General features: G+C 45.1%; 13 protein-coding genes and 2 tRNA genes. 2 read left to right on the forward strand and 13 right to left on the reverse strand.

All coding sequences use genetic code 11. The features are described from left to right. Positions 1–7 precede the first annotated feature (7 nt). A complete protein-coding gene (locus J6836_RS15500; RefSeq protein ID WP_219244869.1) occupies positions 8–979 on the reverse strand; it encodes an HlyD family secretion protein in 972 nt (323 codons plus the stop codon). 467 nt (positions 980–1,446) lie between these two features. On the opposite strand from J6836_RS15500, the gene J6836_RS15505 reads away from it, so the two are divergent. Both J6836_RS15505 and btsR read left to right on the forward strand, forming a co-directional pair. Then, entirely contained in the window at positions 1,447–3,132 is a 1,686-nt protein-coding gene (locus tag J6836_RS15505; protein WP_219244870.1) for a sensor histidine kinase, read from the forward strand. An 18-nt stretch (positions 3,133–3,150) separates the two neighbouring features. Further along, positions 3,151–3,867 (forward strand): two-component system response regulator BtsR, encoded by a 717-nt coding sequence (gene btsR / locus J6836_RS15510; protein WP_219244871.1) that lies wholly within the window; start codon positions 3,151–3,153, stop codon positions 3,865–3,867. Positions 3,868–4,115: 248 nt separating this feature from the next. On the opposite strand, the gene J6836_RS15515 is transcribed toward btsR, so the two are convergent. From J6836_RS15515 to secG, 12 genes are all read right to left on the reverse strand, one after another. Continuing rightward, positions 4,116–6,059, reverse strand: a complete 1,944-nt coding sequence (locus J6836_RS15515) for a DEAD/DEAH family ATP-dependent RNA helicase (protein WP_219244872.1) — start codon at positions 6,057–6,059, stop codon at positions 4,116–4,118. Positions 6,060–6,230: 171 nt separating this feature from the next. Continuing rightward, positions 6,231–7,148, reverse strand: coding sequence for a lipoprotein NlpI (nlpI, locus tag J6836_RS15520; protein ID WP_255586243.1), 918 nt, complete (start codon positions 7,146–7,148; stop codon positions 6,231–6,233). Between the two features lie 96 nt (positions 7,149–7,244). Further along, the gene (gene pnp / locus J6836_RS15525) at positions 7,245–9,371 is read right to left on the reverse strand and encodes a polyribonucleotide nucleotidyltransferase (RefSeq protein ID WP_219244873.1); all 2,127 of its coding nucleotides are present in this window, start codon (positions 9,369–9,371) and stop codon (positions 7,245–7,247) included. 398 nt (positions 9,372–9,769) lie between these two features. Next, positions 9,770–10,039, reverse strand: a complete 270-nt coding sequence (gene rpsO, locus J6836_RS15530) for a 30S ribosomal protein S15 (RefSeq protein WP_219244874.1) — start codon at positions 10,037–10,039, stop codon at positions 9,770–9,772. A gap of 111 nt (positions 10,040–10,150) precedes the next feature. Continuing rightward, positions 10,151–11,104, reverse strand: a complete 954-nt coding sequence (truB, locus tag J6836_RS15535; RefSeq protein WP_219244875.1) for a tRNA pseudouridine(55) synthase TruB — start codon at positions 11,102–11,104, stop codon at positions 10,151–10,153. Further along, the gene (gene rbfA / locus J6836_RS15540) at positions 11,104–11,514 is read right to left on the reverse strand and encodes a 30S ribosome-binding factor RbfA (protein ID WP_219244876.1); all 411 of its coding nucleotides are present in this window, start codon (positions 11,512–11,514) and stop codon (positions 11,104–11,106) included. The genes truB and rbfA overlap by 1 nt, the downstream gene beginning before the upstream one ends. Before the next feature lie 86 nt (positions 11,515–11,600). Then, positions 11,601–14,339, reverse strand: coding sequence for a translation initiation factor IF-2 (gene infB / locus J6836_RS15545; RefSeq protein ID WP_219244877.1), 2,739 nt, complete (start codon positions 14,337–14,339; stop codon positions 11,601–11,603). 23 nt (positions 14,340–14,362) lie between these two features. Further along, on the reverse strand, positions 14,363–15,871 hold the full coding sequence (gene nusA / locus J6836_RS15550; protein WP_219244878.1) for a transcription termination factor NusA: 1,509 nt from the start codon (positions 15,869–15,871) through the stop codon (positions 14,363–14,365). A gap of 23 nt (positions 15,872–15,894) precedes the next feature. Further along, complete coding sequence (gene rimP / locus J6836_RS15555) at positions 15,895–16,347, reverse strand: ribosome maturation factor RimP (RefSeq protein ID WP_219244879.1); 453 nt, start codon at positions 16,345–16,347, stop codon at positions 15,895–15,897. 264 nt (positions 16,348–16,611) lie between these two features. Continuing rightward, positions 16,612–16,688, reverse strand: a tRNA-Met gene (locus J6836_RS15560). A 59-nt stretch (positions 16,689–16,747) separates the two neighbouring features. Further along, positions 16,748–16,837 (reverse strand) — tRNA-Leu (locus tag J6836_RS15565). Positions 16,838–16,952: 115 nt separating this feature from the next. Beyond that, the gene (gene secG, locus J6836_RS15570) at positions 16,953–17,297 is read right to left on the reverse strand and encodes a preprotein translocase subunit SecG (RefSeq protein WP_047755886.1); all 345 of its coding nucleotides are present in this window, start codon (positions 17,295–17,297) and stop codon (positions 16,953–16,955) included. Positions 17,298–17,326: the final 29 nt, after the last annotated feature.

A 17,326-nucleotide genomic window follows, 5' to 3' on the forward strand; every position in this document is an offset into this window, starting at 1 on the left:
AACACCTTTACTTATCCCAGTGCCATAACACACTCATACCGGGTCTTAACCCATCGATTGGCTCAACAGGATACAAACGAATTTCAAAGGTTTTTAAGTCAAAATCCCCTGTTGCACGCGTCGCTCGCTTCGTCGCATAATCACCTTTTGGCGCGATATAGCGAATTTCTGCTTCAACCATTTTGTTCCCTAAAGCAGGAATATCGAGCTGAACTTTATCGCCTTTTTTCACCCCAACTAAAATATCTTCGCGCAGGTTATAAATAAAATACGCTTGTGGCAGGCGGATCAGTGATACCAGCGGGCTACCCGCGTTGAATAACTCACCAATTTCTGCGGGGATTGGACCAACTTCACCATCAACAGGAGCTTTAACTTGTAAATCATCGATTTGCACTTGGATTTCAGCCAATTTTTGCTCTTCTTGCTGTAAAGCCGCTTCATATTGATGACGCTGCTCAATACGGTCGCCGTGCTGCCCTTCATCTAAGCGGGCTTTTGCCCCTTGTACTTGTGAGGAGGCTACCTCTTTGGCTTGACGTGCATTATCCAGCTCATTTGCTGACACATAGCCTTTGCTTTTTAAATTGCTTAAGCGCGCATACTCACGGGATGCATTTTGGTATTGTGAATTGGCTTGCGCTAACGATGCTTGTAGGTCACGAATGGTTTCTGCACGGGTGCCATTTAGGGATTGGTCGAGTTGTGCTTTGGCTTGATCTCTTGCTGCTTTAGAGGCTTCGTATTGCGCTTGTAGCTCTGGGCTTTCAAGGGTTAACAACAATTGCCCCTGTTTAACATCGTCCCCACGCTCCACATGCCGCTCCATCACACGGCCTTTGGCTTTTGAAGTGACAATCACTTCCGGCGCATCCACTTCTCCCTGTAACAATAAATATTGATTATGGGAATGAAATAACGCCGCTGCTGCAATTAAGATAAGCATCAGCAGAATCAGTACTATTGTTCTTTTTTTCATTATTTATGCGAACCTTAAATAATAACGGGGGAAACTATTATCCCTAGAGTATGACAAGAAAATGAGGTATAGCGTTAATAAATTCGTGCGCAAGATCACGAAAAGGCAGGCCTTTGTCTAATATTGAATCGATTTTTTTCTTATGTCAAATAATGATGAATTGCTCTAATTCAAATGTCGATTACTTAACCAATGACTTACGGTATAATTACGAAGAAAATAAATACTAAAAATAGATAGCCTGGGTGAATAACTCTACCCATACACAGCACTAAAAAGTCTGTAGTGAAATCGCCGAATTCTCTACTTACCACAATGGGTAATACGATGAGCCATGCTCTAAATAGTTCACATTGTGGGTAGGCGACCAGAGAGGATATCTCGGGGAGCATACATAAGTATGTGACCCGAGTAACCGAACGCAGTCAACACCCCCACAATGTGAAATATGACGAGCATAGACGAGCATGTACGAATTCGACTTAATATTACTCCTACTCCAACAAATGTGCGTCTACTTAGTTATCGCTTGGGCTCTTAGCCGCACTCCGCTTGTCATTCCTTTATTAAAAGTCACTATCCGTTTACCTCATAAGGTGATGTGTTACCTGATTTTCTCTGTCTTTTGTATTATCGGGACGTATTTTGGCCTGCATATCAATGACTCCATCGCCAATACTCGTGCTATTGGTGCGGTTTTAGGTGGTTTACTGGGTGGCCCTGCTGTGGGAGTAGCCGTGGGCTTTACTGGGGGTCTTCACCGTTATTCATTAGGGGGAATGAGCGCATTTGCTTGTATGGTTTCGACCATTGTGGAAGGGTTGATTGGTGGGTTAGTTCATCGTTACTATATGAAGCGCGGTGAAATTAATAAAATTTTTAACCCTGTTACCGCTAGCTGTGCCACTTTCGTGGCTGAACTGCTTCAGATGTTAATTATTCTGCTACTTGCTCGCCCTTTCGATGAAGCGGTTGAGCTGGTAAGAAGCATTGTCGCGCCGATGTTAGTCGCAAATACTATTGGTGCTGCGATGTTTATTCGTATTTTACTCGACCGACGTGCAATTGTGGAAAAATACACCACCGCGTTTTCTGCACAAGCCCTTAAAATCGCCTTAACCACTGAGGGCATTTTACGCAAAGGCTTTAATGCAGATAACAGCATGAAAGTCGCCAAAATTATTTATCAAGAACTCGAAATTGGTGCTGTTGCGATTACCGATCGAGAAAAAATACTCGCCTTTATTGGTATCGGCGCTGATCACCACCGACCTGGTACACAAATTTCATCGAGCCAGTCAAGGCAAGCCATTGATAATAATGAGGTTGTCTATGCCGATGGCAATGAAACACCATACAAATGCTCTCTTTGTTCAACGTGTAAACTCGGCTCTGCCCTCGTCATCCCTTTACGGGGCGAAAATGACCGCGTGATTGGCACCATAAAGCTATATGAGGCTAAAAACAGCTTATTTAGCTCGATTAACCGTACATTAGGCGAAGGTATCGCAAGCTTATTTTCTGCTCAAATCTTAGCGGGGCAATACGAACGCAATAAACAATCGCTGCTGCAATCGGAAGTGAAACTACTCCATGCCCAAGTCAATCCTCACTTTTTATTTAATGTACTCAATACGTTGCAAGCGGTGATCCGCAAAGATAGCCAACAAGCTGGGCAGTTGGTTCAGTATATTTCGACCTTTTTCCGTAATAACCTCAAGCGCCCAGAGCAAAGTGCCACTTTGGGTGAGGAAATCGAACATATCAATGCCTATTTGCAGATAGAAAAAGCTCGTTTTCAAGATAGCTTGCAAATCCATATTGAAATCCCTGAAGAGGTCAAGCACGTCGAACTGCCCGCATTTACCTTGCAACCCCTTGTTGAGAATGCGATTAAACATGGTACCTCACAGTTATTAGAGACGGGATACATTACAATACGTAGCTATATCGGCAGTGAACATGTGTATATCGAAATAGAGGACAACGCAGGGTTATATAAACCTGCAAAACAAAGTGATGGCCTTGGAATGGGCTTGGTCGATAAACGCTTGCGCTTAAAATATGGCGAACAATATGGCATTAGCGTAGAACATGAGCCGGAAAAGTTTACCCGAATGAAAATCCGCCTGCCGTATTTGGCGGCACCCTAATAATGATAATGTAACCCTATGAATGTATTAATTGTTGATGATGAACCCCTTGCGCGGGAAAACGTCCGTTGCTTACTCGAAGAACATGATGATATTGAAATTATTGGTGAATGTGCGAACGCCATCGAAGCAATAGGCATCATTCATAAAAAAAAGCCTGATGTGGTCTTTCTTGATATTCAAATGCCGCGCCTAACAGGCTTAGAAATGGTGCGCATGCTCGATCCCGAAGACCGCCCTTATATTGTATTTTTGACCGCTTTTAATGAATTCGCTATCCAAGCGTTTGAAGAATATGCGTTTGATTACCTGTTAAAGCCCCTTGAACCTGAACGTCTCGAAAAAACCTTAAACCGCTTACGCCAAGGTAAGCAAAAGCAGAACCTTGAACTTCTGGGCAACAATGAGCCGCTGAAATTTATTCCGTGTACAGGCCATAGCCGTATTTACTTGATGAAGCTCGATGAAGTTTTGTATGTCACATCGCGTATGAGCGGTGTTTATGTAATGAGTACACAAGGACAAGAAGGCTTTACTGAACTGACACTGCGTACATTAGAGACGCGCACCCCGCTGGTGCGTTGCCACCGGCAATATTTGGTGAATATGACCCAACTTAATGAAATTTTGTTTGGTGATAGCGGGCAAGCTGAGTTAGTACTCAGCTCTGGTGAACATATTCCTGTCAGCCGCCGCTACCTAAAGCCGCTAAAAGAGGCGCTGGGGTTGGTTTAAAATCACAATATGGGAAACGATTCTCTACTATGCATAACAATTTGAAAGCGCGACAATCAAATGCTTTATTAAAACTAATTATGGCTGCTAAAAATGACGTAGATAATAATCGTGTAATGACAGTAAGTGAAGCAAGGAGAAGGCTGCTTGAAAGAAGGATTAAACAATCTTAAATAAAAAAACCCGCACTCCAAAGAAATGCGGGTTTTGTGTTTTAGTGGGGAATTAATCCCGATAAAACCAAACTATTATGCGTTATGGCTGCTGCTACGACGACGTGGAGCTGCAGTATTGCCTTCTTGACGTGGAGCAGAGTTACCACGGTCACGGTTACCACCGCCACGGCGTTCACCACCACCACGACGCTCGCCACCGCGCTCACCGCCACGGTCATTACGACGACCTGCACCAAAACCACCTTCACTACCACCTTCACGACGTGGACCACCACGACGCTCACCGCCACCGCGGCGTTCGAATGGCTGTGCATCACCGACCAGTTGCATTTGCGTTGGTTTATTCAAAATGCGTGCGCGACTTAAGTGTGTTAACACATCAGTTGGCATACCTTTTGGTAATTCAATTGTTGAGTGAGTTCCGTACAATTTGATATTACCAATGTAACGGCTGCTGATATCAGCTTCGTTAGCAATCGCACCAACAATGTGACGAACTTCCACACCATCATCGCGGCCAACTTCGATACGGTACATTTCCATATCGCCAACGTCACGACGCTCACGACGGCCGCCACGCTCACCACGTTCTGCACGGTCGAAACCGTTGCCGTTGCTATTGCGATCACGACGGTCACCATCACGACGACGGTCATCACGGTCGTTGAATTCACGACGTGGACGACGCGGTGCATCTGGTGGCAGGATCAGCGCGCGCTCACCTTGTGCCATTTTTAACAGTGCCGCTGCTAATGTTTCCATGTCGACATCTTCAGATGGGGACATTTTCGCTAACAGTGAACGGTATTGATCTAAATCGCTGCTTTCTAATTGCTGTTGAATTTTTTCAGCAAATTTCGCCTGACGACGTTGGCTTAGCAGATCTGCATCTGGCAGTTCAACTTCAGGAATAGTCAGCTTCATTGTGCGCTCAACGTTACGCAGCAGGCGACGCTCACGGTTCTCAACGAACAGTAATGCACGACCTGCACGACCTGCACGACCAGTACGACCGATACGGTGAACGTAAGACTCTGCATCCATTGGGATGTCATAGTTAACGACTAAGCTAATACGCTCAACGTCCAAACCACGCGCTGCAACATCAGTCGCAATCAAGATATCCAAACGGCCATCTTTTAAACGCTCTAACGTTTGCTCACGCAGTGCTTGGTTCATGTCACCGTTCAGTGCAGCACTGTTGTAGCCATTGCGTTCTAACGCTTCAGCGACTTCTAAAGTTGCATTTTTAGTGCGCACGAAAATAATCGCTGCGTCAAAGTCTTCTGCTTCTAAGAAACGAACTAACGCTTCATTTTTACGCATGCCAGACACAGTCCAATAGCTTTGAGCAATGTCTGGACGAGTTGTAATGCTTGCCTGAATACGAATTTCTTTCGGATCTTTCATAAAACGACGTGTAATACGGCGAATTGGTTCAGGCATTGTTGCAGAGAACAGTGCAGTTTGGTGCTCTGCTGGAATTTGGCTCATGATGTTTTCAACATCTTCAATGAAGCCCATACGCAGCATTTCATCAGCTTCGTCTAAGACTAAGCCTTTCAATTTAGATAAATCTAACGTGCCACGTTTCAGGTGGTCAAGCAGACGACCCGGTGTACCCACAACAATTTGTGGACCTTGGCGTAATGCACGTAATTGCACGTCATAACGTTGACCACCATACAGGGCAACAACATTTACGCGATTCATATGTTTAGAGAAATCGCTCATTGCTTCCGCAACTTGCACAGCTAACTCACGTGTTGGTGCAAGCACTAAAATTTGCGGTGCTTTTAAATCTGCATCAATGTTTTGCAGTAATGGCAAACTGAATGCAGCAGTTTTACCGCTACCTGTTTGTGCCATACCTAATACATCGTTGCCATCCATTAACAATGGAATACATTGTTGTTGGATTGGAGAAGGTTTTTCGTATCCCAGGTCGTTCAGTGCAGTCAAAATAGGTGCTGATAAACCTAACTCAGCAAAAGAAATATCGGTCTCAGTAGTCATGTAAAGGTGCCTCATACTTAATGGCAGCCAGTTTACATAACCATCGGAAAATCATTTCGGTCATTTTCATTTAAAATGTGAACTGGCTCAAATTGTGTTTATTAAACGAACAAATAGGCCGTCACCCAGAAGGATGATGACTTAAAATTTTTTCAATGAAATGTTCGTCAGCTATTGCTGGCCCGATTCTAAAAGGTCGTCTTGTTCTTGGCCTAACAGCGCCAATTCCAACAATGCATAGCGGTGTTCAACAAAGCTGTGAGCGTTGTTAGCTACCGTCAGTTTGAATAACGCAACTGCGCTATCCTTATCCCCCAGACTTAGGTAATGTTTACCTAAATAGAAGTTAGTTTCACTGAGATGCTCAGCGAGCGAAGTGTTATCCGTAAATGTTTCTTTCAATCGCGCCATCAATGTATCTTCATTGATATTGCCAAGATAGAATTCTACGATATTCCAGCCCCATTGCCCTTTCTCCGCTTGGTTGTAGCGGGCTGCAAGATTATCTTGCGCCATACGCGGGTCTATGTCTTTCTCGACGAGATAAAGCCATAGAGTACGAAAAGGATCATTTGGATCTATCTGATAATACGCCAGCAGATCATCCTGCGCTAGTTTGTACCGTTCACCGTAATATAATGCGATGCCACGATTCATCCGCGCGAAATTGTAAGTTGGATCAAGCTCTAAAACAGAATCAAACGCTTCATAGGCAGCATCATAATTGCCTGCCTGCGTAAAATATATCCCTAAAAAATTAAAAACTTCAGGAATATCAGGACGTATGGCTAACGCAGTCGAAAAATCGTTACGTGCCAGCGCCCTTAAACCGAGACTATCATACAACACACCGCGCTCATATAAAAGCTGTGCGTACTCATCATCGGTTAAAGATCGGCTCGCAAGGATTTGTTCCATGCGCGCCAATATCACTTCTTGTTGTAATGAAGGCTGAAGTGGAACGGCAAACACCTCGTTCTTTCGCCAATCTTTGCTGCTACATCCAATAATAACAAAAAAGATAAGCGCCAAGAGCACACGCGGGAGCGTGCGATAATCTCTCACCCGAAGACAGATACTGTTCAGCATACTCCGTCCTTACATTACCACACTTTACAAATTATCGTTTCAGCCTAATTGGCCGATAGCGCTCTACCGAAGTAGAGCGCTGTTTTTTAGGTCAGCTTACTCTGCTGAGTCCTGTGGCTGCGCACCCTGTTCTTCAGTTGGTGCAACCGCTTCCTTCATGCTCAGGCGAATACGGCCTTGACGGTCGATTTCTAATACCTTAACAGGAACTTCTTGACCCATTTGCAGGTAGTCAGTCACTTTCTCTACACGTTTATCCGCGATTTGAGAAATGTGTACCAGACCTTCTTTACCGCCACCGATTGCAACAAATGCACCGAAATCAACGATACGCGTCACTTTACCTGGGTAAATACGACCGACTTCAACTTCAGCGGTGATGTCTTCAATACGACGAATTGCTTCTTTCGCTTTCAGGCCATCAGTTGCTGCAATCTTCACAGTACCATCATCTTCGATTTCAATCGTTGTGCCAGTTTCTTCCGTTAACGCACGGATCACTGAACCACCTTTACCGATGACATCTTTGATTTTGTCTGCATTAATTTTGATTGTATAAATGCGTGGTGCAAATTCAGAGATTTCTTCACGTGGGCCATTAATCGCTTGTTCCATTGTACCAAGAATGTGCAGACGCGCACCTTTTGCTTGGTTCAAAGCAACTTGCATGATTTCACGTGTGATACCTTCGATTTTGATGTCCATTTGCAGTGCACTGATACCTTCACGGCTACCAGCAACTTTAAAGTCCATATCACCTAAGTGGTCTTCGTCACCTAAGATATCAGACAGAACAACGAAATCGTCACCTTCTTTCACCAGACCCATTGCAATACCTGCAACAGCGGCTTTAATCGGTACACCTGCATCCATCAGTGCTAATGACGCACCACAAACAGACGCCATTGATGATGAACCATTAGATTCAGTGATTTCAGACACAACACGGATAGTGTATGGGAAATCAGCGTGATCTGGCATGACTGCTAACACACCACGTTTCGCTAAACGGCCATGACCGATTTCACGACGTTTAGGTGAACCTACCATGCCTGTTTCACCAACAGAGTATGGAGGGAAGTTGTAGTGGAACAGGAAGCGGTCAGTGTATTCGCCCATTAATTGGTCGATAACCTGTGCATCACGCTCTGTACCCAGAGTTGCGGTAACCAGTGCCTGAGTTTCACCACGTGTAAACAGTGCAGAACCGTGAGTACGTGGTAAAACACCCGTACGAACGTCCAGTGCACGAACCATGTCTTTCTCACGGCCATCGATACGCGGCTCACCACGGATAACACGGGTACGAACCACTTGTTTTTCTAAGTTCGCTAAAATATCTGATACTTCAGATACATCAATGCTTTCGTCTTCAGCGACTAAAGTTGCGATAACTTCATCTTTGATTAAATCAACTTGCGCGTAACGTTCTTGTTTCTCAGTGATACGGTAAGCATCACCCATGCGGCTTTCTGCTAATGCAGCAACGCGGTCATGCAGAGCTTGGTTAACTGGCTCTGGCTGCCAATCCCATTTCTCTTTGCCAGCTTCTTTAACTAATTCATTGATGTTTTGAATAACAACTTGTTGTTGGTCGTGGCCAAATACCACCGCACCTAACATTTGCTCTTCGCTTAACAGTTCAGCTTCAGACTCAACCATTAATACTGCGTTATCAGTACCCGCTACGACTAAATCTAAGCGGCTTTTTTTCAGTTCATCTGCTGTTGGGTTCAGAACATATTGGTCATCGATAAAACCAACACGCGCAGCACCAATTGGGCCATTGAATGGAACACCAGACAGTGCTAATACCGCAGATGCACCGATCATCGCAACGATATCTGGGTTAACTTGTGGGTTAACAGACACAACGGTTGCAATAATTTGGATTTCGTTCAAGAAACCTTCTGGGAACAGAGGGCGCAGTGGGCGGTCAATCAAACGAGCGATTAACGTTTCACCTTCACCAGGACGGCCTTCACGACGGAAGAAGCTACCTGGGATACGGCCTGCAGCGTAAGTACGCTCTTGATAGTTAACCGTTAAAGGGAAAAAATCTTGGCCTTCTTTAACTTTTTTCTGTGCCACGGCAGTCACAAATACTGCGGTGTCATCCATGTTAACCATAACTGCGGCTGATGCTTGACGAGCAATCATGCCTGTTTCAATCGAGACGGTATGTTGACCGTACTGGAATTTACGAACAATAGGATTTAACACAATAATACCCTTTTTGTAAGGCCACCTGAGCATCTCGGGTAGCATTGGCTTATTCTTCCTACAGCCTCGCGACTAATGAGAAGATTGATATTCCAGTCATCAACGTTCTCATTAGCCGCGCGAATCGGATGTAGCGAAGAGGCATACTAAAACAGTTAATTACGATTTATAGCTTAACATTTAAGTTAAGTACAATTCGAGTATTACTTCAACTTTCAAAATAACTTTTAGCAGAAAAGGGGCCAGGGCCCCTTTTCACTGAAACTGACTATACTCGTCATACTTCAAGTTGCAGCGTTGTTGACTACACTCACTCGTACTAGTCACATACTTATGCATGCTCCTAGTATCTCACTCACTTGTCGCCTAGCTGCACCTCGAATTATTTAGAGCAAAGACTAGCGACGCAGGCCTAAACGCTCGATCAGAGCTGTGTAGCGTGCGATATCTTTACCTTTCAAGTAAGCTTGTAAGCGACGGCGTTGTGCAACCATACGCAGCAGACCACGACGGCTGTGGTGATCTTTTTTGTGCTCTGAAAAGTGGCCTTGCAGATGGTTGATTTGAGCAGTCAGCAGAGCGATTTGAACTTCGCTTGAACCAGTGTCATTTTCACCGCGACCGAACTCAGCAACAATCTTAGCTTTCGCTTCATTACTTAGAGACATAATAAACTCCAAAAAATTAATGTAAGTGGTGAGAGCCAATCTCTAATTTAGCATCTCAAGATTAAGCGCCGCTATTCTACGCTGCTTAACGCAGCAAAGCAATAAGGGCCACTATGCGGATTGTTCATTTTCCACGACCAAACGCTTCGGTGCAAGGCGGCCATCTTCGCTGATTAGGGCAATACCGATAAACCGTTGCTCTTCTCCGCAGGTGACACGAACCATACAACCTTCATCAAGGTCTTGAACCGCAGCTCGCACAGGTTGACCCTGTTTGAAATAAGCCGCTGTTTCCTCTGTGATATTCACCGCGGGAAAATGAACAACTGCGGTATCCATCGGTAGCAATAAGGCATCCAGCAAAGATTCAAATGACCCTTCTTCTGCATCCACTTTTGCTCTCAATGCCGCCAATTGTTCTAATGTCACCATGCGCTCGTAAGGGTAATTAGCCACTTGTAACCGGCGCAAATAAGTGACATGCGCACCACAGCCTAACATCTCGCCTAGATCATCAATAATAGTGCGAATGTAGGTCCCTTTCGAACAATGAATTTCCAGCTCTAACTCGTTATTTTCTAAACGAATAAACAGTAATTCATAGACGGTAATTGGGCGTGCATCACGCTCGACTGTAATGCCTTTACGTGCATATTCATATAATGGACGGCCTTGATGTTTCAGCGCTGAATACATTGAAGGAACTTGTAATGTATCACCACGGAAAAATTCTAAGGCGTCATCCAGTTGCTGCTGTGTAAACTCTACGTTACGCTCACTGATAATTTCGCCGTGTGAATCCGACGTGTCAGTGCGCTGCCCAAGACGAGCAATCACGCGATAACGCTTATCTGAATCGAGTAAAAATTGGGAAAATTTCGTTGCTTCACCAAGGCAAACAGGCAGCATACCTGTCGCGAGCGGGTCTAGTGCCCCCGTGTGCCCAGCTTTGTTAGCATTAAAAAAGCGCCGCACTTTTTGCAGCGCATCATTTGAAGAAATATCCGTGGGTTTATCCAGCAGCACTACGCCGTCAATATTACGGCCGCTACGACGACGCCCCATTATTTTTCCTCTTTGTCACTAACATCCGCACGACGTTTTTCATCATCACGGATCACGTTTGACACTAAATTAGACATCCGCATACCATCAACAAGGGAATTGTCATATTCAAACGTTAACTCAGGAATAATACGTAAACGCATTGCTTTCCCAATTAACGAGCGAATAAAACCGGCAGCTTCATTTAAAGCTTTAATACCATCTGCGACCATTTCTTCTTCGCTTTTATCATTAGCGATATTGAAAAAGGTCACAAAGACTTTGCCGTATGCAAGGTCGCGAGATAACTCAACGCCTGAAACGGTCGCCATGCCAATACGTGGGTCTTTAATCTCACGCTGTAAGATGATCGCAATTTCTTTTTGCATCTCTTGCCCAACGCGCTGAGAACGACTGAATTCTTTTGCCATCGTTATGTCTCCTGACAATAAAGGGGGCAATCGCCCCCTTATTAACACTATTTTGTAGTCACGATACTTCGTGGGCTCTCACAAAATTAACCGTCGATAGAACGTTTAACTTCAATGATTTCGAAGACTTCGATCATATCGCCGACGCGAACGTCGTTATAGTTCTTAACGCCGATACCACATTCCATACCGTTACGAACTTCGCTGACGTCATCTTTAAAGCGACGCAGTGATTCTAACTCACCTTCGTAGATAACGACGTTATCACGCAGGACACGGATTGGGTTGTTACGTTTGATGGTACCTTCAGTAACCATACAACCAGCAACTGCACCGAATTTCGGTGATTTAAACACATCACGAACTTCTGCAAGTCCAATGATTTGCTGTTTGTATTCAGGTGCCAACATACCGCTCATCGCTTGTTTGATTTCATCAATCAGGCTATAGATGACCGAGTAGTAACGTAAATCAACGCTTTCACTTTCAATGACACGACGAGCCGATGCATCTGCACGGACGTTAAAGCCAAGGATAATCGCGTTAGATGCCGCAGCCAGTGTTGCATCCGTTTCGGTGATACCACCAACGCCAGAACCGATGATTTTCACTTTAACTTCATCTGTTGACAGTTTCATCAGAGAGTCAGTGATAGCTTCACAGGTACCTTGAACGTCAGTTTTCAGTACGATGTTCAGTTCAGATACTTTACCTTCTTCCATGTTAGCGAACATGTTTTCCAGTTTAGATTTCTGCTGACGCGCTAATTTAACATCACGGAATTTACCTTGACGATACAGGGCAACTTCACGGGCTTTTTTCTCGTCACGAACAACGGTCGCTTCGTCACCCGCTGAAGGGACACTAGACAGACCTAAAATCTCAACAGGCATTGATGGACCGGCAGATTGAACTTCTTTACCGAGTTCGTTGCGCATTGCACGAATACGGCCATATTCAAATCCACACAGTACGATGTCGCCTTTGTTCAGTGTACCTTCTTGAACAAGGATAGTTGCCACTGGGCCACGACCTTTGTCTAAGTAAGACTCAACAACTACGCCGCTTGCCATGCCTGTATAAACCGCTTTCAGTTCTAGAACTTCAGCTTGCAGTAACAGTGCATCAAGTAAATCGTCAATACCAGAACCCACTTTCGCAGATACACCGATAAATTGCGTATCACCGCCCCACTCTTCAGAAATAACACCGTACTGAGACAGTTCATTTCTAACACGGTCAATATCCGCTTCTGGTTTATCAATTTTGTTCACAGCAACAACAATCGGCACACCTGCTGCTTTCGCATGCTGGATAGCTTCGATAGTTTGTGGCATTACGCCATCGTCCGCTGCAACAACCAGAACAACGATATCCGTTGCCTGAGCACCACGAGCACGCATCGATGTAAACGCGGCGTGACCTGGGGTGTCTAGGAAGGTAATCATACCTTTGTCAGTTTGAACGTGGTAAGCACCGATGTGCTGAGTAATACCACCCGCTTCGCCTGAAGCTACTTTCGTTGAACGAATGTAGTCAAGTAAAGAGGTTTTACCGTGGTCGACGTGACCCATAATGGTAACAACAGGTGCACGTGGTTCTTGCGCCGCAGAGCCAGTATCACGGTCATTCATTACCGATTCTTCTAACTCGTTCTCACGACGCAGAATAACTTTATGACCCATTTCTTCTGCAACTAGTTGTGCAGTTTCTTGGTCAATAACTTGGTTGATGGTTGCCATTGCACCCATCTTCATCATCGTTTTGATGACTTGAGAACCTTTAACCGCCATTTTGTTAGCCAGTTCGCCAACAGTAATGGTTTCACCGATAACCACATCGCGGTTTACGGCAGCGGCTGGTTTAGTAAAGCTTTGCTGTAAAGAACTACCTTTACGCTGTTTACCTTTTGTACGGCCTGAACGACCTGCTGCACGCTCTTCTTCGCGGTCAGCTTTTTCAGACAGTTTGTTACCTTTTTTCTGACGAGGTGCTTTTGCTGTACGGTTACGTGAGCGACGGCCTTCTTCTTTCTCATCACTTTCATCTTCAGCGGCACGAGCGTGCGTAGAAGTCGTTGTATGATAATCGCTGTCTTCTTCAGTTTTCGTTTCAGCAGTCCATTTTTCGCCGTTTTCTTCAGCCATTTTACGGGCTTCTTCAGCAACGCGGCGCGCTTCTGCTTCAACTTTACGCTGAGTTTCTTCTTCCGCTTTGCGTTTTAATTCCGCAGCTTCGGCTTCACGGCGTTGTTTGTCGGCATTGCTTTCTGGTGCTTTGCCTGCTTTTTGTGGATTTTCGCTTGGTTTCACTTTTTCTCTTTCCGCTACTTCGCGCGTCGCTTTATCTGCTGCTTCACGTTTTGCTTTCTCTTGGGCGTCACGTTTTGCCAATTCATCCGCTTCACGTTTCGCAGTATCTTCTGCTAAACGTTTAGCTTGTGCTTCACGTTGTGCCAGTTCTTCAGCTTCGCGCTGTGCCTGCTCTTCCGCTTCACGCTGCGCCTGCTCTTCCGCTTTAGCTTCTTCAGCATCGCGGTTCACATAAGTGCGTTTTTTGCGGACTTCAACATTTACCGATTTGCTTTTGCCACCGGTGACGGGGACGCTCAGCGTACTACGAGTTTTACGCTGTAGTGTCAATTTGCTTGGCTGACCCGCTGCTCCGCCTTGTTCGCGATTTAAGTGGTTCAGTAAAGCTTCTTTTTCTGACTGACTAACAGAGTCATTCTCACCTTTAGTGATCCCTGCTTCAGCAAATTGCTGTACCAGGCGATCAGCGGTGGTTTGAATTTCCGTTGCCAATGATTTTACAGTTTCTGTCATGCCGTTCCTTCCTGCTACAGTGTTTACGCATCGTTACCGAACCAGCAAATATTACGTGCGGCCATAATGAGCGTACCTGCTTTCTCATTATCCAGACCTTCGATATCAATCAGGTCGTCGATGCCCTGCTCAGCAAGATCTTCCAGTGTACAGATACCACGAGTTGCCAAATTATAGGCCAGAGTACGATCCATACCTTCAAGATTCAACAATTCTTCTGCTGGCTGATTATCACCGAGGCTCTCTTTTTGAGCCAATTCAATGGTGATGAGGGCCGCTTTCGCTCTTTCACGTAGAACTTCAACGGTATCTTCATCAAGACCGTCAATTTCCAGAAGTTCATTAATAGGCACGTAAGCCAGTTCTTCTAACGTCGAGAAGCCTTCTTCTACAAGTGTAGTGGCGAACTCTTCATCAATATCAAGATGCTTGGTGAATGTTTCAATAGAAGCGTGCGCTTCTGCCTGATGTTTTGCATGCAGCTCTTCTGCGGTCATGACATTCAGTTCCCATTTGTCATCACCACGGTGTATTTTCAGCAACTGAGCAGCTAAACGCACGTTTTGTCCGTTACGCCCGATTGCTTGAGCTAAGTTACTGCTTTCAACGGCAACATCCATCGTGCAATTGTCTTCATCGACCACGATAGATGCAACATCAGCCGGAGCCATTGCATTAATAACGAATTGAGCTGGGTTATCATCCCATAACACAATATCAATTCTCTCGCCGCCTAATTCGCTCGAAACGGCTTGAACTCGCGCACCACGCATACCAACACAAGCACCCACAGGGTCAATACGCTTATCGTTGGTTTTTACTGCGATTTTGGCACGGGAACCTGGGTCACGGGCAGCAGCTTTGATTTCAATAATTTCTTCGCCAATTTCTGGCACTTCAATGCGGAATAATTCAACCAGCATTTCAGGGCGAGAACGCGTAACGAAAAGTTGCGCACCACGAGCTTCAGGACGTACATCATACAGGACTCCGCGAATGCGGTCACCTGGACGGAAGTTTTCGCGTGGCAACATATCTTCACGCAGAATAACCGCTTCCGCATTGTTACCTAAGTCTAACGTGATGTTTTCACGGTTAACTTTCTTCACTTGAGCAGTGATAATTTCACCTTGGTGCTCACGGAATTGGTCAACAACCATCGCACGTTCTGCTTCACGTACTTTTTGCACGATAACTTGTTTTGCTGTTTGCGTCGTAATACGGTCAAACACAACAGACTCAATTTGATCTTCAACATAACCGCCTAATTGCAGTTCTGGATCTTCAAATTGTGCTGCTTCTAATGTGATTTCACGCGTTGGCATTGTGACTTCATCCACAATTAACCAACGACGGAACGTATCAAAATCACCTGATTTGCGGTCGATTTCAACACGGACATCAATTTCTTGCTCGTATTTCTTTTTGGTTGCCGTCGCTAATGCAGTTTCCAGAGCCTCGAAGATTTTTTCACGAGGGAGGGATTTTTCGTTAGAAACCGCTTCTACAACAGCCAGAATTTCTTTATTCATCCTAGTTGCCTCATTGAACTTTATTAAAAGTGGGGTACCAAGTTAGCTTTCTGGATGTTGCCGAGGGCGAACACCTCATCCTTACCATCTACAGTAACCGTAATCATTTCACCGTCTACGGACTTGATAATACCTTGCCATCTACGGCGGTTCTGCATCGCTATACGTAAAGTCAGAGCCACCTCTTCACCCATAAAGCGCTCATAGTGAGCAACGGTGAATAAAGGACGTTCAAGCCCTGGTGACGATATTTCCAGGTTATAAATCACGGAGATTGGATCTTCGACGTCCAATACTGCGCTTACCTGATGGCTGACATCAGCACAATCATCAACAGTGATGCCTTCTTCACTATCGATGAAGACACGCAGTGTCGATGTGCGACCACGGATAAACTCTAAGCCAACGAATTCGAAGCCTAGCGCCTCCACCGGTGCTGAAATCATCTCTGTTAATTTCTGTTCTAATGTGGACAAGCCCACCCCCAGACATAAAAAAAGGGCATATAGCCCAGTTAATTCGATTGTCAAATAACAAAAAACCCCGAAATTCGGGGCTTTTGTAACTGGACCCTGTAGTGCACGGGTTCACCATGTTCTTATTATACCTGTAAAGTCTAGAGAAATCGATGAGAAATTTTGAGAGCTAGGTTTGATAATAAACCTGATAACTACGTGACAACTGCATCATCGGATAACTACTATTGACTTCGATACTGACAAGGTATGCTAAATAAGAAATGGTTGCGGGAGCTGGATTTGAACCAACGACCTTCGGGTTATGAGCCCGACGAGCTACCAAGCTGCTCCATCCCGCGTTCGAAAACGTGACATATTCTACACAGATAACCTGTAAATCACAAGCAATCTAAAATAATGGTGCCGAGGACGGGACTTGAACCCGTACGCCCGTTTTGTAGGCACTACCACCTCAAGGTAGCGTGTATACCAATTTCACCACCTCGGCACTGAGGCGAGGTTATCAATGCGACATCAATAACCTCAAATTTTTAACTTCTCACTCATTTCTGAGCTTACTACTTAATGATGGCATAACTGCCTTCATTCGGAATCTCTAACACTTAACGAGGAATATCGCTCGTTGGTGTAGCTGGTGCTGCCGGAACGTCTGTTGGTTGCTCGACTTTAGTAGGTTCACTAATGTTTTCCCACTTACTACCACTACCAGTTCCATACTTATTCGCAGTCATATTGCCAAGTATTAAACTGATGATGAAAAACACCGCAGCCAAGATCCCAGTCATACGGGTCATGAAGTTACCTGAACCCGATGAACCAAACAGTGTTGCAGAAGCGCCCGCACCGAATGATGCACCCATGTCAGCACCTTTACCTTGCTGTAACATAATCAGACTAATCAGGCTGATAGCTGCTATCAAGAGGATAATTAAAAGAGCTACGTACATTTGAGTTACCTATTCAGTTGCGGTGCATA

This window comes from Providencia sp. R33, assembly GCF_019343475.1.
Taxonomy (GTDB): Bacteria; Pseudomonadota; Gammaproteobacteria; order Enterobacterales; family Enterobacteriaceae; genus Providencia.

Excerpts from the sequence above, each read along its gene's own strand:
- J6836_RS15500 (WP_219244869.1), bottom strand. The coding sequence starts at position 979 with ATGAAAAAAAGAACAATAGTACTGATTCTGCTGATGCTTATCTTAATT.
- J6836_RS15505 (WP_219244870.1), top strand. The coding sequence starts at position 1,447 with ATGTACGAATTCGACTTAATATTACTCCTACTCCAACAAATGTGCGTC.
- btsR (WP_219244871.1), top strand. The coding sequence starts at position 3,151 with ATGAATGTATTAATTGTTGATGATGAACCCCTTGCGCGGGAAAACGTC.
- J6836_RS15515 (WP_219244872.1), bottom strand. The coding sequence starts at position 6,059 with ATGACTACTGAGACCGATATTTCTTTTGCTGAGTTAGGTTTATCAGCA.
- nlpI (WP_255586243.1), bottom strand. The coding sequence starts at position 7,148 with ATGCTGAACAGTATCTGTCTTCGGGTGAGAGATTATCGCACGCTCCCG.
- rpsO (WP_219244874.1), bottom strand. The coding sequence starts at position 10,039 with ATGTCTCTAAGTAATGAAGCGAAAGCTAAGATTGTTGCTGAGTTCGGT.
- truB (WP_219244875.1), bottom strand. The coding sequence starts at position 11,104 with ATGGGGCGTCGTCGTAGCGGCCGTAATATTGACGGCGTAGTGCTGCTG.
- rbfA (WP_219244876.1), bottom strand. The coding sequence starts at position 11,514 with ATGGCAAAAGAATTCAGTCGTTCTCAGCGCGTTGGGCAAGAGATGCAA.
- infB (WP_219244877.1), bottom strand. The coding sequence starts at position 14,339 with ATGACAGAAACTGTAAAATCATTGGCAACGGAAATTCAAACCACCGCT.
- nusA (WP_219244878.1), bottom strand. The coding sequence starts at position 15,871 with ATGAATAAAGAAATTCTGGCTGTTGTAGAAGCGGTTTCTAACGAAAAA.
- secG (WP_047755886.1), bottom strand. The coding sequence starts at position 17,297 with ATGTACGTAGCTCTTTTAATTATCCTCTTGATAGCAGCTATCAGCCTG.